Genomic DNA, 14653 nt, shown 5'->3' on the forward strand with positions numbered 1-14653 from the left:
TTTGCAGACGTAAGGTCTGCGAGGGAGCCATGGCATGATCGGCCGACTGAACCATGTGGCGATCGCGGTTTCGGATCTCGAGGCCGCGACGCGTACCTACCGCGACACGCTGGGCGCGCGCGTTTCCGCGCCGCTGAGCCTGCCCGATCACGGGGTCGTCACGGTGTTCGTCGAACTGCCGAACACCAAGATCGAGCTTCTGGCGCCGCTCGGCGAGGAATCGCCCATAGCGAAATTCCTGGCCCGCAATCCGGACGGCGGCATTCACCACCTTTGCTACGAGGTGGACGACATCCTCGCCGCCCGCGACCGGCTCGCAGGCGAGGGCGCCCGCGTGCTGGGCAATGGCGAGCCGAAGATCGGCGCGCATGGCAAGCCGGTGTTGTTCCTGCATCCGAAGGATTTCTGCGGAACGCTGGTCGAACTCGAGGAGGCCTGAACGAGATGCCGATCTACAGCATTTTCGCCGTCTACTTCATCATCTGGTGGCTGGTGCTCTTCATGGTGCTGCCCTTCGGCGTGCGCACGCATGAAGAGGAAGGCAACGTCCTGCTCGGCACGACGCCGAGCGCTCCGGCCAATCTGCGCCTGGTCCGCAAGGCGATCATCACCTCCGTGATCAGCGCAATAATCGTGTACGGGATTTGGTACGGCTACGTGAAGATGGGCTGGACCGCCGAGGTGCTCAGCAAGATCGCGCTCTGAACAGGCGCGATTCCGGCAAGAGATGGCAAACAAAAAAGGCAAGATCCGCGAGGATCTTGCCTTTTTTAGTTCGCGCTCAACCCCTCAGCCGAGCTTTTCGCTCGATTGGCTTTGATCGAGCTCTTTATATCGAGCTCGGCGGCAGCTGCTTTTCAGCGCGCCAGAGGGGGCTTCCTCCCAAGACTTAGACCGCGTGCCTTTGTTTGGAGCCACGCTTTACTGCGTGGTCCTTTGTTATGACCCGACGTTATCCAATGGCTACGCGCTTGTCATCTAATTGTGCATGGGCAGCCCATATTTTTTGCGTCAACATGACTGACCTTAGTTCCTCCGTCGCGGAAATGCCCCGTTTGCGCGTTGGAACGTGCTGATGACGGCAGGGTGCGATCCTGCCCAACGCTTCATCAATCGCCGCGACAAACGCGCTGATTTCCGGGACTTGTGTTTTCGTCCGTGTGTGGCTTGATGTGCGCCCATTCGACTCGCTGGAGCCCTATCTGATGCGCCTTTCCCGCTCGTTTCTGCCGACCCTCCGCGAGACGCCGAAGGAAGCGGAGATCGTTTCCCATCGGCTGATGCTGCGCGCGGGCCTCATTCGCCAGCAGAGCGCGGGCATCTATTCCTGGCTGCCGCTGGGTCAGAAGGTTCTGTCCAACATCCAGCGCATCGTCCGCGAGGAACAGGACCGAGCCGGCGCTGTCGAGATCCTGATGCCGACGCTCCAGTCGGCCGATCTCTGGCGCGAAAGCGGCCGCTATGACGATTACGGCAAGGAGATGCTGCGCATCCAGGACCGGCAGGAGCGCGAAATGCTCTACGGCCCCACCAACGAGGAGATGGTCACCGACATCTTCCGCAGCTATGTGCGCTCCTACAAGGAGCTGCCGCTGAACCTGTACCATATCCAGTGGAAGTTCCGCGACGAGCTGCGCCCGCGTTTCGGCGTGATGCGCGGCCGCGAATTCCTGATGAAGGATGCCTATTCCTTCGATATCGACGAGGCTTCGGCCCGCCGCGCCTATAACCGCATGTTCGTCGCCTATCTGCGTACCTTCGACCGTCTCGGCGTCAAGGCGATCCCGATGCGCGCCGATTCGGGCCCGATTGGCGGCGACGCCACGCATGAGTTCATCGTGCTTGCCTCGACCGGCGAGAGCGCCGTGTTCCTCGACAAGGCGGCGCTCGATACGCCGGTTCCGGGCGACGACATCGACTTCTATGGCGACCTGACGCCGATCGTGGCGGCCTGGACCGAGAAGTATGCCGCGACAGAGGAGATGCACGACAAGGCCGTGTTCGAGGCACTTCCGGAAGAGAACCGGGTCGAGGCGCGCGGCATCGAGGTCGGGCAGGTCTTCTACTTCGGCACCAAGTACTCCGAGCCGATGGGCGCCAAGGTCACCGGTCCGGACGGCGTCGAGCACGCGGTCCACATGGGCTCCTACGGCATCGGCGTCTCGCGCCTGGTGGCCGCGATCATCGAGGCGAGCCATGACGAGGCCGGCATCATCTGGCCGGAGAGCATCGCGCCCTACAAGGTCGGCCTGATCAACCTGAAGGTGGGCGACGCGGCGACGGATCTCGCCTGCGACCAGCTCTATGAGCGCCTTACGAAAGCCGGAATCGAAGTCCTTTACGATGATGTCGAGGGGCGCGCGGGAGCGAAGTTCGCGACCATGGACCTGATCGGCCTGCCCTGGCAGCTGATCGTCGGTCCGAAGGGGCTGGAGCGCGGCGAAGTCGAGCTCAAGCAACGGGCGACGGGCGACCGCGAATCCATTAGCGTGGATGCGGCAGTGGCCAAACTTCTTGGCAGCTCTTAAGGCGCGGCGCGCCGCGATCAGGACAGGAATGGCTGAGCCGACCGGCACCAAACCGTTTTCCGCCTTCGAATGGATGCTGGCGTTGCGTTATCTGCGCGCACGCCGGCGCGAGACTTTCATCTCGATCATCGCGGGCTTCTCCTTCATCGGCATCATGCTCGGCGTCGCGACGCTGATCATCGTTATGGCGGTGATGAACGGTTTTCGCGGCGAACTGATCGACAAGATCCTCGGTATCAACGGTCATGTCGTGGTGCAGCCGATCGATACGCCGTTCACCGATTTCGCTGACGTCGCCAGTCGTATCGCGATGGTGAAGGGCGTCACGGCCGCGATTCCGCTGGTCGAGGGCCAGGTCTTGGCCTCGGGCGCCAACAACTCGACCGGCGCGCTCGTGCGCGGCGTCCGGGCCGAGGATTTGCCCAGCCTGCCGAGCATCTCGAAGAATGTCCGCCTCGGCACGCTCGACAATTTCGACGAGGCCGAGGGTGTCGCCATCGGCACGCGGCTTGCCACGAACATGGGACTGACGATCGGAGACAAGCTGACGCTTGTCTCGCCGCGCGGCAATGTCACCCCCATGGGGATGACGCCACGCGTGAAGGCCTATCCGGTGGTGGCGATCTTCGAGATCGGCATGTCGGAATATGATTCTTCCTTCGTCTTCATGCCGTTCGCCGAAGCGCAGGGCTTCTTCAACCAGGACGACAAGGCGTCGGCGATCGAGGTCTATCTCTCCGACGCCGACCAGACCGGCGCGCTGCGCGAGCCGATCGAGACGGCCGCCGGCCGGCCGGTCGTGCTGACCGACTGGCGCCAGCGCAACATGACCTTCTTCTCGGCGCTCGAGGTCGAGCGCAACATGATGTTCATGATCCTGACGCTGATCGTGCTCGTCGCCGCGCTCAACATCATCTCCGGGCTTACCATGCTGGTGAAGGACAAGAGCCACGACATCGCGATCCTGCGCACCATGGGCGCGACGCGCGGCGCCATCCTGCGCGTGTTCTTCATCACCGGCGCTGCGATCGGCACCGTCGGCACTATCGTCGGCGTGCTGCTCGGGACGCTCGTCTGCATGAACATCGAATCGATCCGGCAGTTCGTGTCCTGGCTGACCCGGACCGAGGTCTTCTCGCCGGAGCTCTATTTCCTGTCGAAGCTGCCGGCGGATATGAACGCCGGCGAAACGGTTTCGATCGTCATCATGGCGCTCGTGCTCAGCTATCTCGCCACCATCTATCCGGCCTGGCGGGCGGCGCGGCTCGATCCGGTCGAGGCCCTGCGATACGAATGAGCAACGCCTTGGCAGCAGAACGGCAGAGGCCGACATCCGGAGCGGAGAGGGCGCCCGCCCTCCGCTTGCTGGGGGTCGAGCGGCACTACAAGGAGGGCGCCGGCAGGCTCTCGATCCTGACGGGCGCCAATCTCGCCATCCATCCGGGCGAGATCGTCGCGCTCGTCGCTCCCTCGGGCGCCGGCAAGTCGACGGTGCTGCACCTCGCCGGCCTGCTGGAGCGGCCGGATGGCGGCGATGTCGAAATCGGCGGCCGGCTCGCCGGTTCGCTCGGCGATGCGGAGCGGACGGCGATCCGCCGGCTGCAGATCGGCTTCGTCTACCAGTTCCATCATCTGCTGCCGGAGTTCTCGGCGCTCGAGAACGTGATGATGCCGCAGCTGATCCGCGGGCTCGACCGCAAGGAAGCGGCGCGCCGGGCCGAGGAGCTGCTGGCCTATATGAAGCTCGAGGCGCGGGTGATGCACCGGCCGTCCGAGCTCTCGGGCGGCGAGCAGCAGCGCGTCGCGATCGCCCGCGCCGTCGCCAACGCGCCGCGCCTACTGCTGGCGGACGAACCGACCGGCAATCTCGATCCCAAGACCTCGCACTATGTCTTCGACGCGCTCGACGCCCTGGTGCGCGCCTCGGGCCTCGCGGCGCTGATCGTGACGCACAACATGGAGCTGGCCGAGCGCATGGACCGCCGCATCACGCTCCAGGCGGGCAAGATCGTCGAGTTCTGAGCGCTCGCGTCTTGCGCGTGATCGAAGTTTCCTGGAATGCCGATCCCATCGATTGCCGGAATTGAGGCGTTCATTCCTCGAAGGCCATTCTGACGCTTGCTACTTTGCTCATCCATTTCATCGGGCCGACTTGGTCGGCCGGAATCACGAGCAGGGATACACGATGCGTCGCCTTTCGGTTGTAACGGCTGCCGTCCTCTTCGCGCTTGGCGGCCTGCCGGCCTTCGCCGAGGCGCCGGGCACCATCCTCAACGCTTCCTATGATGTCTCGCGCGAGCTCTTCGTCGCCATCGACAAGGCCTATGCCGAGAAATACGCCAAGGACACCGGCAAGACGCTCGAGATCAAGCAGTCGCATGCCGGTTCGTCCAAGCAGGCGCGCTCCATCCTCGAGGGGCTGGAGGCCGATGTCGTCACCTTCAACCAGGCGACCGACATCCAGGTCCTGGCCGACAAGGGCTTCGTCGCCGCCGACTGGACGTCGAAGTTCCCGAACAACGCCTCGCCCTATTATTCGCTGCCGGTGTTCCTCGTGCGCGCCGGTAATCCGAAGGGGATCAAGGATTGGAACGACCTGGTCCGCGATGACGTGAAGCTGGTCTTCCCCAACCCGAAGACCTCCGGCAACGCCCGCTACACCTATCTGGCCGCCACCGCCTACGCCAAGGAAGCCTTCGGCAATGACGAGGCCAAGGTGAATGACTTCGTCAAGAAGTTCCTCGCCAACGTCGCCGTGTTCGACACCGGCGGCCGCGCCGCGACGACCACCTTCGTGGAGCGCGAGATCGGCGACGTCCTGATCACCTTCGAGACCGAGACGACCGGCATCCGCAAGGAATTCGGCGCCGACAAGTTCGACACGGTCGTTCCCTCGGTCAGCCTGCTGGCCGATTTCCCGGTCGCCGTGGTCGACAAGGTGGCCGAGAAGCGCGGCTCCAAGGAGATCGCGAACGACTACCTGAACTTCCTCTATTCGCCGGAAGGCCAGACCATCCTCGCCGAGAACGGCAACCGCGTCCGCGACAAGGCCGTGGTCGAGAAGTTCGCCGCCTCGTTCCAGCCCGTGCGCCTGGTCACGGTCGAGGACGTCTTCGGCGGCTGGCCGGCCGTCAACAAGACCTATTTCGGCTCCGACGGCCTGCTCGATCAGCAGCTCGCCGGCCAGTGAGTTCCGCCGATGTGAGTCTGGGCGGGGCCGGCGCGTTGCCGCGCCGCCGCCCGACGAAGACGAAGGGAAAAGGGCAGGGCCGGGTCGTACCCGGCTTTCGCCTTTCGCTCGGCCTGACGCTGCTCTATGCGGCGCTGATCATCTGCCTGCCGCTGGCGACGTTGATCGTCGTCGGCGCGCGTCTGGGGCCGGCCGATTACTGGGCCGTCGTCAGCTCGCCGCGCGCGGTCGCCAGCTATCGCGTCACGCTGGGCGCGGCCGCGCTCGCCACGATCTTCAACACCGTCTACGGCTTCGCGCTCGCCTGGGTGCTGGTCCGGCATGATTTTCCCGGTCGCCGGATCCTGGATGCCATCGTCGATCTGCCCTTTGCGTTGCCGACCGCCGTCGCCGGCGTGGCGCTAACGGCGATCTTCGCCAAGAATGGCTGGTTCGGTGAACCGCTCGCGGCGCTCGGAATCAAGGTCGCCTACACCCCGATCGGCATCGCGCTCGCCATGGCCTTCACCAGCCTGCCCTTCATCGTGCGCACCCTGCAGCCGGTGATGGAGGAACTGGATGGCGAGATCGAGGAGGCGGCGCGCACGCTCGGCGCCGGCAATGTCACGATCTTCTTCCGCGTCGTGCTGCCGATCCTCGTGCCGGCGCTGCTGGCGGGCGTCTCGCTCGCCTTCGCGCGCTGCCTGGGCGAGTTCGGCGCGGTGATCTTCATCGCCGGCAACCAGCCCTACAGCACCGAGATCACGGCTCTGCTCGCCTTCATCCGCATCGAGGAATACGACTATCCCGCCGCCGCGGCGATCGCGACGGTCATGCTCGGGACCGCCTTCGTCCTGCTCGTTGTCACCAACGCGCTGCAGGCCTTTGCCCGCCGCCACGAGCTCGCCCCATGAGCGCTGCCTCGCATCTCTCCCGCGGCGGCGCCCGTCGCAACTGGCGCGGCTACGCGCTGATCGGCGGCGTGTTGCTGGTGACGGCGCTCGTCATCGGCGCACCGGTCGCGGCCGTCTTCGTGCAGGCACTGTCGCAGGGTCTTGGCTTCGCGCTGAAGTCGCTCGCCGATCCGGATACGCGCGCGGCCATCTGGCTCAGCATCACGGTCGCGGTCATCGTCGTGCCGATCAATACGGTGTTCGGCATCGCAGCCGCCTGGGCGATCGCCAAGTTCCGCTTTCCCGGCCGCAAGCTGCTGCTCGCCATCGTCGAACTGCCCTTCTCGGTCTCGCCGATCGTCGCCGGCATTTCCTATCTGTTCGTCTATGGCGGGCAGGGGCTGTTTGGCCCGTTCCTTGAAGCGCATGACCTGAAGATCATGTTCGCCTTGCCGGGCATCATCCTCGCCACGACCTTCGTGACGGCACCCTTCGTGGCGCGCGAGCTGATCCCGCTGATGCAGCTCCAGGGCAATGGCGACGAGGAGGTGGCGGCGACGCTCGGCGCGCATGGCTGGCAGACGTTCTTCCGCGTGACCCTGCCCAACATCCGCTGGGGCCTGCTTTACGGCGTGGTGCTCTGCAATGCGCGCGTGCTCGGCGAATTCGGCGCCGTGTCGATCGTCTCCGGCAATATCCGGGGCGAGACCAACACGCTGCCGCTGCATGTCGAGCTGCTGTATCACGACTACAACGCCGCCGGCGCTTTCGCGGCGGCGGCGGTGCTGACGCTGGTGGCGCTCGTGACCTTGTTCGACAAGACGATCCTGGAGCGGGTGACCGGCAGCGCCGGTGCGCTGCACGGGTCCTGAGGTCTCAGCAGAGGCTGAGCCGCTCCAACTCGTGCGGACGCTTGATCACGACGTGGCGGGAGGTCGGCAGCGCGATCGTGCCGGCGCTCTCGAGCTGGGTCATGGTGCGTGAAACGGTCTCGATGGTGAGGCCGAGATAGTCGGCGATGTCCTGGCGCGACATCGGCAGGTCGATCTCGTCGTCGCTGCCCTGCCGTTCGGCCATCTCGCTCAGGAACGAGCCGATCTTCTCCACGGCGGTCTTGCGGCCGAGCAGCAGCGCATGCTGCTGGCAGGCATCGAGGCTGCGGGCCGTGATGTCCCAGAGCGAGCGGGCGACTGCCGTGTCGCGGCCGGCTGCCGCGAAGGCAGCGCTGCGGCTGACCATGACGACGTGGAGGTCGGTGATGGCTTCGACGGCGAAGCAGTGCGTGTCGCGCGCTTCCATGCCGAAATAGTCGCCCGCCATCAGGAAGGCGCCGATCTGCCGCCTGCCGTTGCAGAGCAGCTTGCAGGTGCGGGCCGTGCCGCTGACGACCTGGTAGATGTGCTCGGCGGGGTCTTCCTCGGCGACGATCTCGGCGCCGCGCTCGAAGTGGAGCGGGATGCCCGTGAGGCCGAGGAAGCTGGTGTGGCGGGCCGAGGGAACGAACCCGCGGGCGCCGTCGGTCCGGTTGGAAACGATGCTCCGGGTGGTTGCAACGGACGTCAACATGTCGTCATCCTCGAATTCATCCAGTGTTGATGCTGGATTAGGATGCCGACGGCCGGGATTGAATTCAGATCATGTACCTAAGGGATATCCCGTAGGTGGGTTGGCGGGCTCCGAGCGCGGCCGGTTCTATGTCGAGAGGTGAGTTGCTTGTTCCGTTTTCCTGAGCGGCGCGCCGGCGGAATCGCCCGTGTCCGTGGCAACTCGGTGGCTCGGCGATGAAGATCTCCTGGCCCGTCGGCCGGGCCTCGCGGGTGCTGCTGGCGTCGTTGTTCGTCGCCGTGCTGATGGCGGCCGCCACCTGGCTGTCCGTGCAGCCGGTCTTCCGGATGCAGGCGACGTTCCTGCTCTATATTCCGGCCGTGATCGTCGCCGCCGGCCTTGGCGGGCTCTGGCCCGGCCTCATCGCGATCGCCACCAGCCTGGTGGTCGGCCTGGCGATCCATGGCCAGCTGGAGGGATTGCAGGCACCGCATGTCTGGAATGGCGCTGCTTTCGCCGTGATCGGCGGGGCGCTTGTTGTCCTTGGCGAGTGGTTGCGCCGGGTGCGCCGGCAGCTTGCCACGGCGGCGGCGGATCTTCGCTACCGCGAGGCGCATCTCCGCTCCATCCTCGAGACGATTCCCGACGCGATGATCGTCATCGACGATGCCGGGCTGGTGCAATCGTTCAGCGCGGCGGCGCAGCGCATGTTCGGCTATTCGGCCGAGGAGATTCTCGGCAGCAATGTGAAGCGGCTGATGCCGTCTTCCTATCGCGAACAGCACGACGGCTATCTGGAGCGCTACCGCAGGACCGGCGAGCGGCGCATCATCGGCATCGGCCGCATCGTCGTCGGCGAGCGCAAGGACGGCTCGACCTTCCCGATGGAGCTGGCGATCGGCGAGATGCATTCCGGTGACCAGCGCTTCTTCACCGGCTTCGTGCGGGATCTCTCCGAGCGGCAGGAAACCGAGGCGCGGCTGCAGGAATTGCAGTCGGAACTGGTGCATATCTCGCGCGTCACCGCCATGGGCGAGATCGCCTCGACCCTGGCGCACGAGTTGAACCAGCCGCTCTCGGCCGTCGCCAATTATCTGCGCGGCTCGCGCCGGCTGCTGGAGAGCGGCGCGCCGGAGAACATTCCCAAGGTGCGCGCCGCGCTCGAGAGCGCCGCCGACCAGGCCCTGCGCGCCGGTGAGATCATCCGCCGCCTGCGCGACTTTCTGGCGCGCGGCGAAACGGAGAAGCGCGTCGAGAGCCTCGCCCGCCTTATCGAGGAAGCGAGCGCGCTGGCGCTCGTCGGCGCCAAGGAGAAGGGCATCCGCATCCGCTTTGCCTTGGATCCCGAGGTCGATCTTCTGTTCGGCGACCGGGTGCAGATCCAGCAGGTGCTTGTCAATCTGATGCGCAACGCCATCGACGCGATGGACGAGGGCGGGGGCAGGGATCTGGTCATTTCCAGCGAGATCGAACCGGGCGGCGAGATGATTCGAGTGAAGGTATCGGACAGAGGCACTGGGATTGCGCCGGAGGTGATGGCGCGGTTGTTCCAGCCCTTCCTGACCACGAAGCAGAACGGCATGGGCGTCGGCCTTTCCATCTGCCGGACCATCGTCGAGGCGCATGGCGGGCGAATCTGGGCCGAAGGCAATCCCGGCGGCGGCACCGTCTTCAACTTCACCGTGCCTGCGGTCCGGATCGAGGAGACTGAGCGTGTCCACTGAAGCGAGGGTTCACGTCATCGACGATGACGACGCGGCGCGCGACTCGCTCGCCTTCCTGTTCGAGAGCGCCGGCATCGCCGTCGAGACCTATGCGTCGGGCGCCGCCTTTCTCGCGGCGGCGCCGACCCTCGCGGATGGCTGCATCGTCACCGACGTGCGGATGCCGGAAATCAACGGCATCGAACTTCTGAAGCGGTTGAAGGCGCAGGCGATCGCTCTGCCCGTCATCGTCATCACCGGTCATGCCGACATCGCGCTCGCCGTCGAGGCGATGAAAAGCGGCGCCGTCGATTTCATGGAGAAGCCGTTCGACGACGAGGCGATGCTGCGCGCCGTTCGCGCCGCGCTGGCGCGGCAGGGCAAGGCGCGCGAGGAGGGGCGCGAGAAGGCGGATATCCGCCAGCGCCTGGCAGCCCTCACCAATCGCGAGCAGCAGGTTCTCGAAGGCCTCGTCGCCGGCCATGCCAACAAGCGCATCGCGCACGACCTCGACATCAGCCCGCGCACGGTCGAGATCTACCGGGCGCATGTGATGACCAAGATGGACGCCGCAAGCCTGTCGGAACTGGTGCGGATGGCGCTGATCGTGGGGACGACCGGCGGCGTGGCCGAAGGCTAACGGCCAGTTGCGATGGATCAATGCGGTCGAGGCGGTAGGCGGCCAGGGTACGGGCTTTCCGCGCGAACCCTCGATCGATGGCAAGCTCCGCAATTTCCGATCCTCCGCCGCCCGGCCTGGTTTTCGTCATCGACGGGGATGGCGCGGTGCGTCGTTCGCTGCGCTTCGCCCTCGGCATTGACGGCTTCGCGGTCGAGACCTTCGGCGATGCCGAGACGTTCCTAAGGCTGGCCGAACTCCGTCCCGACGCTTGCGTCGTCGTCGACTACCACCTGAAACGCATCAACGGCATCGACCTTATCGAGACCGTCTGGCGGCGCGGCTGCCCGATGCCGGCGATCCTGACCGTCACCAATCCATCGCCGGCGCTGATCCGCCGGGCGGCGGAGGCCGGGGTTGCCCTGGTCGAGAAGCCGCTGCTCGGATCCGCCCTGCTCGACCGGATCCGCGAGGCGCTCGCGGGCGCCGCCCCGCTCGGCTGAGGCGATAGGACGGTATCGGCCGACCTCTGCCTGCACGCCCCCGTCATGGTAGCGGCGTTTCACTCGCGTATGGATTGCGCAGTCGAATCAGGTCGCGCGTGCTACGACGCTCCTGAACGATCGCGCGAACGGGACGTAGCCGGGACTTTCCATGAACGATACGACGAGCAATGCGGGACGCAGTCCCGTGCCGGCCATGATCGGCATCTGCGCGATCATCCTGATCATCGCGGCGATGTACTGGGCGAGCAACGTCTTCGCGCCGATATCCTTCGCGCTGCTGATCATCGCCATGGTCTGGCCGGTGCAGCGCGCGATGCAGGCGCGCCTGCCGCAACTCGTCGCGCTGCTTGTCTGCCTCGTTGGCACCATCGTCGTGATGGCGATCTTCGCGCTGCTCCTCGGCTGGAGCCTCAATCGGGTCGGCATCTATGTGCTGAGCGACACGGCGCGCTTCCAGGCGATGTACAACCAGCTAGCGACCTGGCTGGAAGGCTACGGCATCGCCGTCAACGGCCTCTGGGAGCGGCATTTCAACGTCAGCTGGATCCTGCGCATCGTCCAGCAGGTCACCGGCCGCCTGAACAGCACGCTGACCTTCTCGCTGGTGGTCCTGATCTACGTCATGCTCGGCCTGCTGGAGGTTGGTGACATCGGCCGCAAGCTCCGCCGCTTCCAGCCCGGCAGCATCGGCTATGCCTTCCTGGTCGGCAGCAGCGAGACCGCGGCCAAGCTGCGCCGCTACATGCTGGTCCGCACGCTGATGAGCATCATGACCGGTGTGCTTGTCTGGGGCCTCACCTATGGTTCAGGCCTGAGCCTTTCCGCCGAGTGGGGCGTCATCGCCTTCGCGCTCAATTACATCCCGGTGATCGGGCCGCTCTTCGCCACCGTGCTGCCGACGCTCTTCGCCATCGCCCAGTTCGATACCTGGCAGGCGGCGATCCTTATCTTCGTCTTCCTGAACCTGATCCAGTTCCTGGTCGGCTCCTATCTGGAGCCGCGAATCGCCGGCCGTTCGCTGGCGCTCTCGCCGGTGATGGTTCTATTCGCGGTGTTCTTCGGCACCTTCCTCTGGGGCATCGCCGGCGCCTTCATCGGCGTGCCGATCGCGATCGCCATCGTGACGATCGCCGCCCATCACGAATCGAGCCGCTGGCTCGCCGACATCTTCGGCGCCGGCGACGGCGATGCGTCGGAGCTGCAGTCCGGCTGAGGCCGGGGTTAACAGCTCGGCCCCGCTGGTAACGGATCGTTAGCCCTGCGTCGGCGTTGCAGCGGATTTGCGCTCGGGCGCCGGAACGACGATCGTCTCCGGCCGCGCCAGCGCCAGTCTTCCACCGTCGACATGCAGTGTGTGGATGTGGAAGTAGCTGTCCCTGGCGTTGGTCCCTTCCATCACCGGTGACGGCGCCGAGATGATCGGCAGCCCACCGCTCTCGCCGATCCAGTCGACATGGCGATGGCCGTGCAGGATCACGGCCCGTCCGGCGAAGCGGGCGATGTGGCGCACGAACCAGGTGCCGTTGATCAGGGCCGTCCCGATCCGCTCCGACAGCGCCTTGGCAGGTTGCGGATATTCGACGACATGGTGGTGCAGCGCGATCAGCCACGACGCCCCGGGATATTTCTCCACGATCGCGTCCATCGCCCGAGCCTGCTCCAGCGAAACCATTCCGAGCGCGTTGGTGAAGGAAAAATGCGTCTCGGCATTGGAGTTCAACACGATGATGCCGAGCCCGTCCGGACGCGCCGGCGGCTGCACCATTGGAAAGACGCCGGTCCACAGCTCGGCGACCGGCCGCCCGGCGCGGCGTGAGGCGCGGTTGGCAAAGGCTTCGATCGCCTCGCGCTGGCCATTCATCACCGCATGGAAGGTCTCGCCCAGCCGGCGCTGGCCACGGTCGATCACCCGGTAGCGCTCGCCCTGCAGCGCCTCCATGCCAGATAGAGTCCGCAGCTGTCGCAGCCGCTTGTTCGGGCTCATCGGTAGGTCCATGCGGGCGGGGTTGTTGCGGTCGACGACGTTGACGTCGTGGTTGCCGGGCAGCACCGTCACCAGAGGGATCAGTTCCGCAAACGGCTCCAGCGCGTCGAGGAAAGCCGCCCATTCCGTCGAGATGCCGGCGTCCGTCATGTCGCCGGTGATCAGGATGGCGTCGAGGGGATTCGACGCGTGGACGGCGCGCAGGCGTTCCAGCGTTGCGGTGAACTTGTCGTTGCCGCGCGGGCCGACCCGGCCACTTTCGATGCGGAAGCCATAGCGGTCGCCGACGCAGTGGACGTCGGAGAGATGCGCGACGCGCCAGCGTGGCGCGCCGGCCGGCACCGGCCGGAAATCCGTGAAGCTGCGCGGCTGCGCCATGGTGGCGTCAGCGATGCCCCAGACGAGGGCGGCGATGGCAAGATAGGCGCAGAGCAGCACCGTGGCGTTGGCAAGCGCCAGGATGACGACCCGGCGCGGCGCCGCGAGATCGGCGAGTGTGCCGGTCCAGTGCGTCGCCGGCCAGACCAGGGCGGCGACGCCGATCGCCAGGATGCAGACGGTGAGGCCGGCGATCGCCGCCGTCATGGCGCGGGCGCTGGCGACGGTCGCCGGCTTGGCGTCGATGCGGCGGAGCAGGCGATGCTCGATCAGGTGGCGCAGCGTCTCGCGGCAAAGCGCATAGCCCGGTTGCACCATGATCGAGTTCAGCGACCAAAAGCTGCTCTCGATCATCCGGAACAGCGGCCGGCCGCCATACCAGGCGATAAGTCCGAGGATCACCAGCAATGCCGCCGGCACCAGCCCGCTATAGAGCTCCGCCGCCTGGCGCGAGACATTGCCGATCCAGATCGACAGGAAAAACGGGATGAGCCCGAGCACGAGCCCGGGCAGCCCCATCAGCAGGATCCAGGCGAAGATCAGTTTGATCGGGCTGATTTCAGCCAGCAGCGATCCGGCGATCGCAAACAGCGAGCGCTGCTTGGTGCTGGAGGCATCGTCTTCAATGTCGCCCTTGCGGGGATCGACCATCGGTTTCATAGGCGGCACACGGGCAAGGGCGACATTCCAGGTTAAGGGCGACTAGCTGGTGGCCGGGGTGGCGCCGCCGGCGGGGGCGGAACCCGGCGCGGCCTCGGCCGGGGCGGCCTGAGCGCCGGAGTGATCGGCCAGCGCCTCGCGCAGCGCCTTCTCCTGCTCGTCGGTGAGCGAGGTGCGCATCACCGTGCCGCCGACGCCGCGCAGGTCCGCCAGCACCTTGTCGGTGGTCATCTTGCGGATGAGCAGGAACAGGCCGGCATTGCCCGGCGCCAGCGACTGCGCCGCGTCCTTCATGAACTGGTCGTTGATGCCGACATCGGTCAGCTTGCCGCCGAGCGCGCCCGAGGCGGCGCCGATCGCCGTGCCGACCAGCGGCATCAGGAAGATGAAGCCGATCAGCGTGCCCCAGAAGGCGCCGGAGACCGCGCCGGTCGCCGTCGTGTTCACTAACTGGTTGAGCTTGATCCGGCCATTGGCGTCGCGCACGGCCACCACGGCGTCGCCGAGCTCGATCAGATACTCCTTCTGCATCTCCAGCACGCGGTCGCGCACTTCCTCGGCCTTCTGCTCGGACGGAAAGGCGATAAAGACGAGGTCGCTCATCGGGAAAACTCCATCGTTCGGGACGATTTTGAAACCGCGGATCGGTTGGCCGGCAGGTGGAAACA

At 65.7% G+C, this 14653-nt stretch carries 15 protein-coding genes; 12 read left to right on the forward strand and 3 right to left on the reverse strand.

Annotation, left to right across the window (positions count from 1 at the left end):
* Positions 1–34: 34 nt before the first annotated feature.
* From mce to cysW, 8 genes are all read left to right on the forward strand, one after another.
* The gene (gene mce / locus WFK98_RS07025) at positions 35–439 is read left to right on the forward strand and encodes a methylmalonyl-CoA epimerase (protein WP_266340064.1); all 405 of its coding nucleotides are present in this window, start codon (positions 35–37) and stop codon (positions 437–439) included.
* Between the two features lie 5 nt (positions 440–444).
* Positions 445–705, forward strand: a complete 261-nt coding sequence (locus WFK98_RS07030; RefSeq protein WP_266340065.1) for a DUF1467 family protein — start codon at positions 445–447, stop codon at positions 703–705.
* A 500-nt stretch (positions 706–1205) separates the two neighbouring features.
* Positions 1206–2528: a proline--tRNA ligase gene (gene proS / locus WFK98_RS07035; protein ID WP_266340066.1), complete on the forward strand. Its 1323-nt coding sequence runs from the start codon at positions 1206–1208 to the stop codon at positions 2526–2528.
* A 28-nt stretch (positions 2529–2556) separates the two neighbouring features.
* Positions 2557–3825 carry a lipoprotein-releasing ABC transporter permease subunit gene (locus WFK98_RS07040; protein ID WP_336799745.1) on the forward strand — a complete coding sequence of 423 codons (1269 nt, stop codon included), beginning with the start codon at positions 2557–2559 and terminating at the stop codon, positions 3823–3825.
* A complete protein-coding gene (locus tag WFK98_RS07045; protein WP_336799746.1) occupies positions 3822–4550 on the forward strand; it encodes an ABC transporter ATP-binding protein in 729 nt (242 codons plus the stop codon). Before WFK98_RS07040 ends, WFK98_RS07045 begins: the two co-directional genes overlap by 4 nt.
* A 163-nt stretch (positions 4551–4713) precedes the next feature.
* Positions 4714–5718 (forward strand): thiosulfate ABC transporter substrate-binding protein CysP, encoded by a 1005-nt coding sequence (gene cysP, locus WFK98_RS07050; RefSeq protein ID WP_266340069.1) that lies wholly within the window; start codon positions 4714–4716, stop codon positions 5716–5718.
* A gap of 35 nt (positions 5719–5753) precedes the next feature.
* The gene (gene cysT, locus WFK98_RS07055) at positions 5754–6611 is read left to right on the forward strand and encodes a sulfate ABC transporter permease subunit CysT (protein ID WP_266340070.1); all 858 of its coding nucleotides are present in this window, start codon (positions 5754–5756) and stop codon (positions 6609–6611) included.
* Positions 6608–7462: a sulfate ABC transporter permease subunit CysW gene (gene cysW / locus WFK98_RS07060; RefSeq protein ID WP_336799747.1), complete on the forward strand. Its 855-nt coding sequence runs from the start codon at positions 6608–6610 to the stop codon at positions 7460–7462. The genes cysT and cysW overlap by 4 nt, the downstream gene beginning before the upstream one ends.
* Before the next feature lie 4 nt (positions 7463–7466).
* Here the strand turns inward: cysW and WFK98_RS07065 are convergent, their stop codons facing one another.
* Positions 7467–8156 carry a helix-turn-helix domain-containing protein gene (locus tag WFK98_RS07065; protein ID WP_336799748.1) on the reverse strand — a complete coding sequence of 230 codons (690 nt, stop codon included), beginning with the start codon at positions 8154–8156 and terminating at the stop codon, positions 7467–7469.
* Positions 8157–8371: 215 nt separating this feature from the next.
* On the opposite strand from WFK98_RS07065, the gene WFK98_RS07070 reads away from it, so the two are divergent.
* From WFK98_RS07070 to WFK98_RS07085, 4 genes are all read left to right on the forward strand, one after another.
* The gene (locus WFK98_RS07070; RefSeq protein WP_336799749.1) at positions 8372–9859 is read left to right on the forward strand and encodes a PAS domain S-box protein; all 1488 of its coding nucleotides are present in this window, start codon (positions 8372–8374) and stop codon (positions 9857–9859) included.
* Positions 9849–10478 carry a response regulator FixJ gene (gene fixJ, locus WFK98_RS07075; protein ID WP_266340074.1) on the forward strand — a complete coding sequence of 210 codons (630 nt, stop codon included), beginning with the start codon at positions 9849–9851 and terminating at the stop codon, positions 10476–10478. The genes WFK98_RS07070 and fixJ overlap by 11 nt, the downstream gene beginning before the upstream one ends.
* Positions 10479–10555: 77 nt before the next feature.
* Complete coding sequence (locus WFK98_RS07080) at positions 10556–10960, forward strand: response regulator transcription factor (RefSeq protein ID WP_266340075.1); 405 nt, start codon at positions 10556–10558, stop codon at positions 10958–10960.
* A 151-nt stretch (positions 10961–11111) separates the two neighbouring features.
* On the forward strand, positions 11112–12176 hold the full coding sequence (locus WFK98_RS07085; protein WP_336799750.1) for an AI-2E family transporter: 1065 nt from the start codon (positions 11112–11114) through the stop codon (positions 12174–12176).
* A gap of 39 nt (positions 12177–12215) precedes the next feature.
* Here the strand turns inward: WFK98_RS07085 and WFK98_RS07090 are convergent, their stop codons facing one another.
* Together WFK98_RS07090 and WFK98_RS07095 are read right to left on the reverse strand one after the other, a co-directional pair.
* Positions 12216–13976: a metallophosphoesterase family protein gene (locus tag WFK98_RS07090; RefSeq protein ID WP_336799751.1), complete on the reverse strand. Its 1761-nt coding sequence runs from the start codon at positions 13974–13976 to the stop codon at positions 12216–12218.
* 51 nt (positions 13977–14027) lie between these two features.
* On the reverse strand, positions 14028–14588 hold the full coding sequence (locus WFK98_RS07095) for a DUF1269 domain-containing protein (RefSeq protein ID WP_266340078.1): 561 nt from the start codon (positions 14586–14588) through the stop codon (positions 14028–14030).
* Between the last annotated feature and the right edge of the window lie 65 nt (positions 14589–14653).

Origin of the sequence: Kaistia sp. MMO-174 (genome assembly GCF_037147815.1) — a bacterium.
GTDB classification, from domain to species: Bacteria; Pseudomonadota; Alphaproteobacteria; order Rhizobiales; family Kaistiaceae; genus Kaistia; species Kaistia nematophila.

Coding starts and splice junctions, on each gene's coding strand:
- cysW (WP_336799747.1), top strand. CDS start 6,608: ATGAGCGCTGCCTCGCATCTCTCCCGCGGCGGCGCCCGTCGCAACTGG.
- WFK98_RS07095 (WP_266340078.1), bottom strand. CDS start 14,588: ATGAGCGACCTCGTCTTTATCGCCTTTCCGTCCGAGCAGAAGGCCGAG.
- WFK98_RS07030 (WP_266340065.1), top strand. CDS start 445: ATGCCGATCTACAGCATTTTCGCCGTCTACTTCATCATCTGGTGGCTG.
- mce (WP_266340064.1), top strand. CDS start 35: ATGATCGGCCGACTGAACCATGTGGCGATCGCGGTTTCGGATCTCGAG.
- cysP (WP_266340069.1), top strand. CDS start 4,714: ATGCGTCGCCTTTCGGTTGTAACGGCTGCCGTCCTCTTCGCGCTTGGC.
- WFK98_RS07065 (WP_336799748.1), bottom strand. CDS start 8,156: ATGTTGACGTCCGTTGCAACCACCCGGAGCATCGTTTCCAACCGGACC.
- WFK98_RS07080 (WP_266340075.1), top strand. CDS start 10,556: ATGGCAAGCTCCGCAATTTCCGATCCTCCGCCGCCCGGCCTGGTTTTC.
- WFK98_RS07085 (WP_336799750.1), top strand. CDS start 11,112: ATGAACGATACGACGAGCAATGCGGGACGCAGTCCCGTGCCGGCCATG.
- WFK98_RS07090 (WP_336799751.1), bottom strand. CDS start 13,976: ATGGTCGATCCCCGCAAGGGCGACATTGAAGACGATGCCTCCAGCACC.
- WFK98_RS07040 (WP_336799745.1), top strand. CDS start 2,557: ATGGCTGAGCCGACCGGCACCAAACCGTTTTCCGCCTTCGAATGGATG.
- WFK98_RS07045 (WP_336799746.1), top strand. CDS start 3,822: ATGAGCAACGCCTTGGCAGCAGAACGGCAGAGGCCGACATCCGGAGCG.
- WFK98_RS07070 (WP_336799749.1), top strand. CDS start 8,372: ATGAAGATCTCCTGGCCCGTCGGCCGGGCCTCGCGGGTGCTGCTGGCG.
- proS (WP_266340066.1), top strand. CDS start 1,206: ATGCGCCTTTCCCGCTCGTTTCTGCCGACCCTCCGCGAGACGCCGAAG.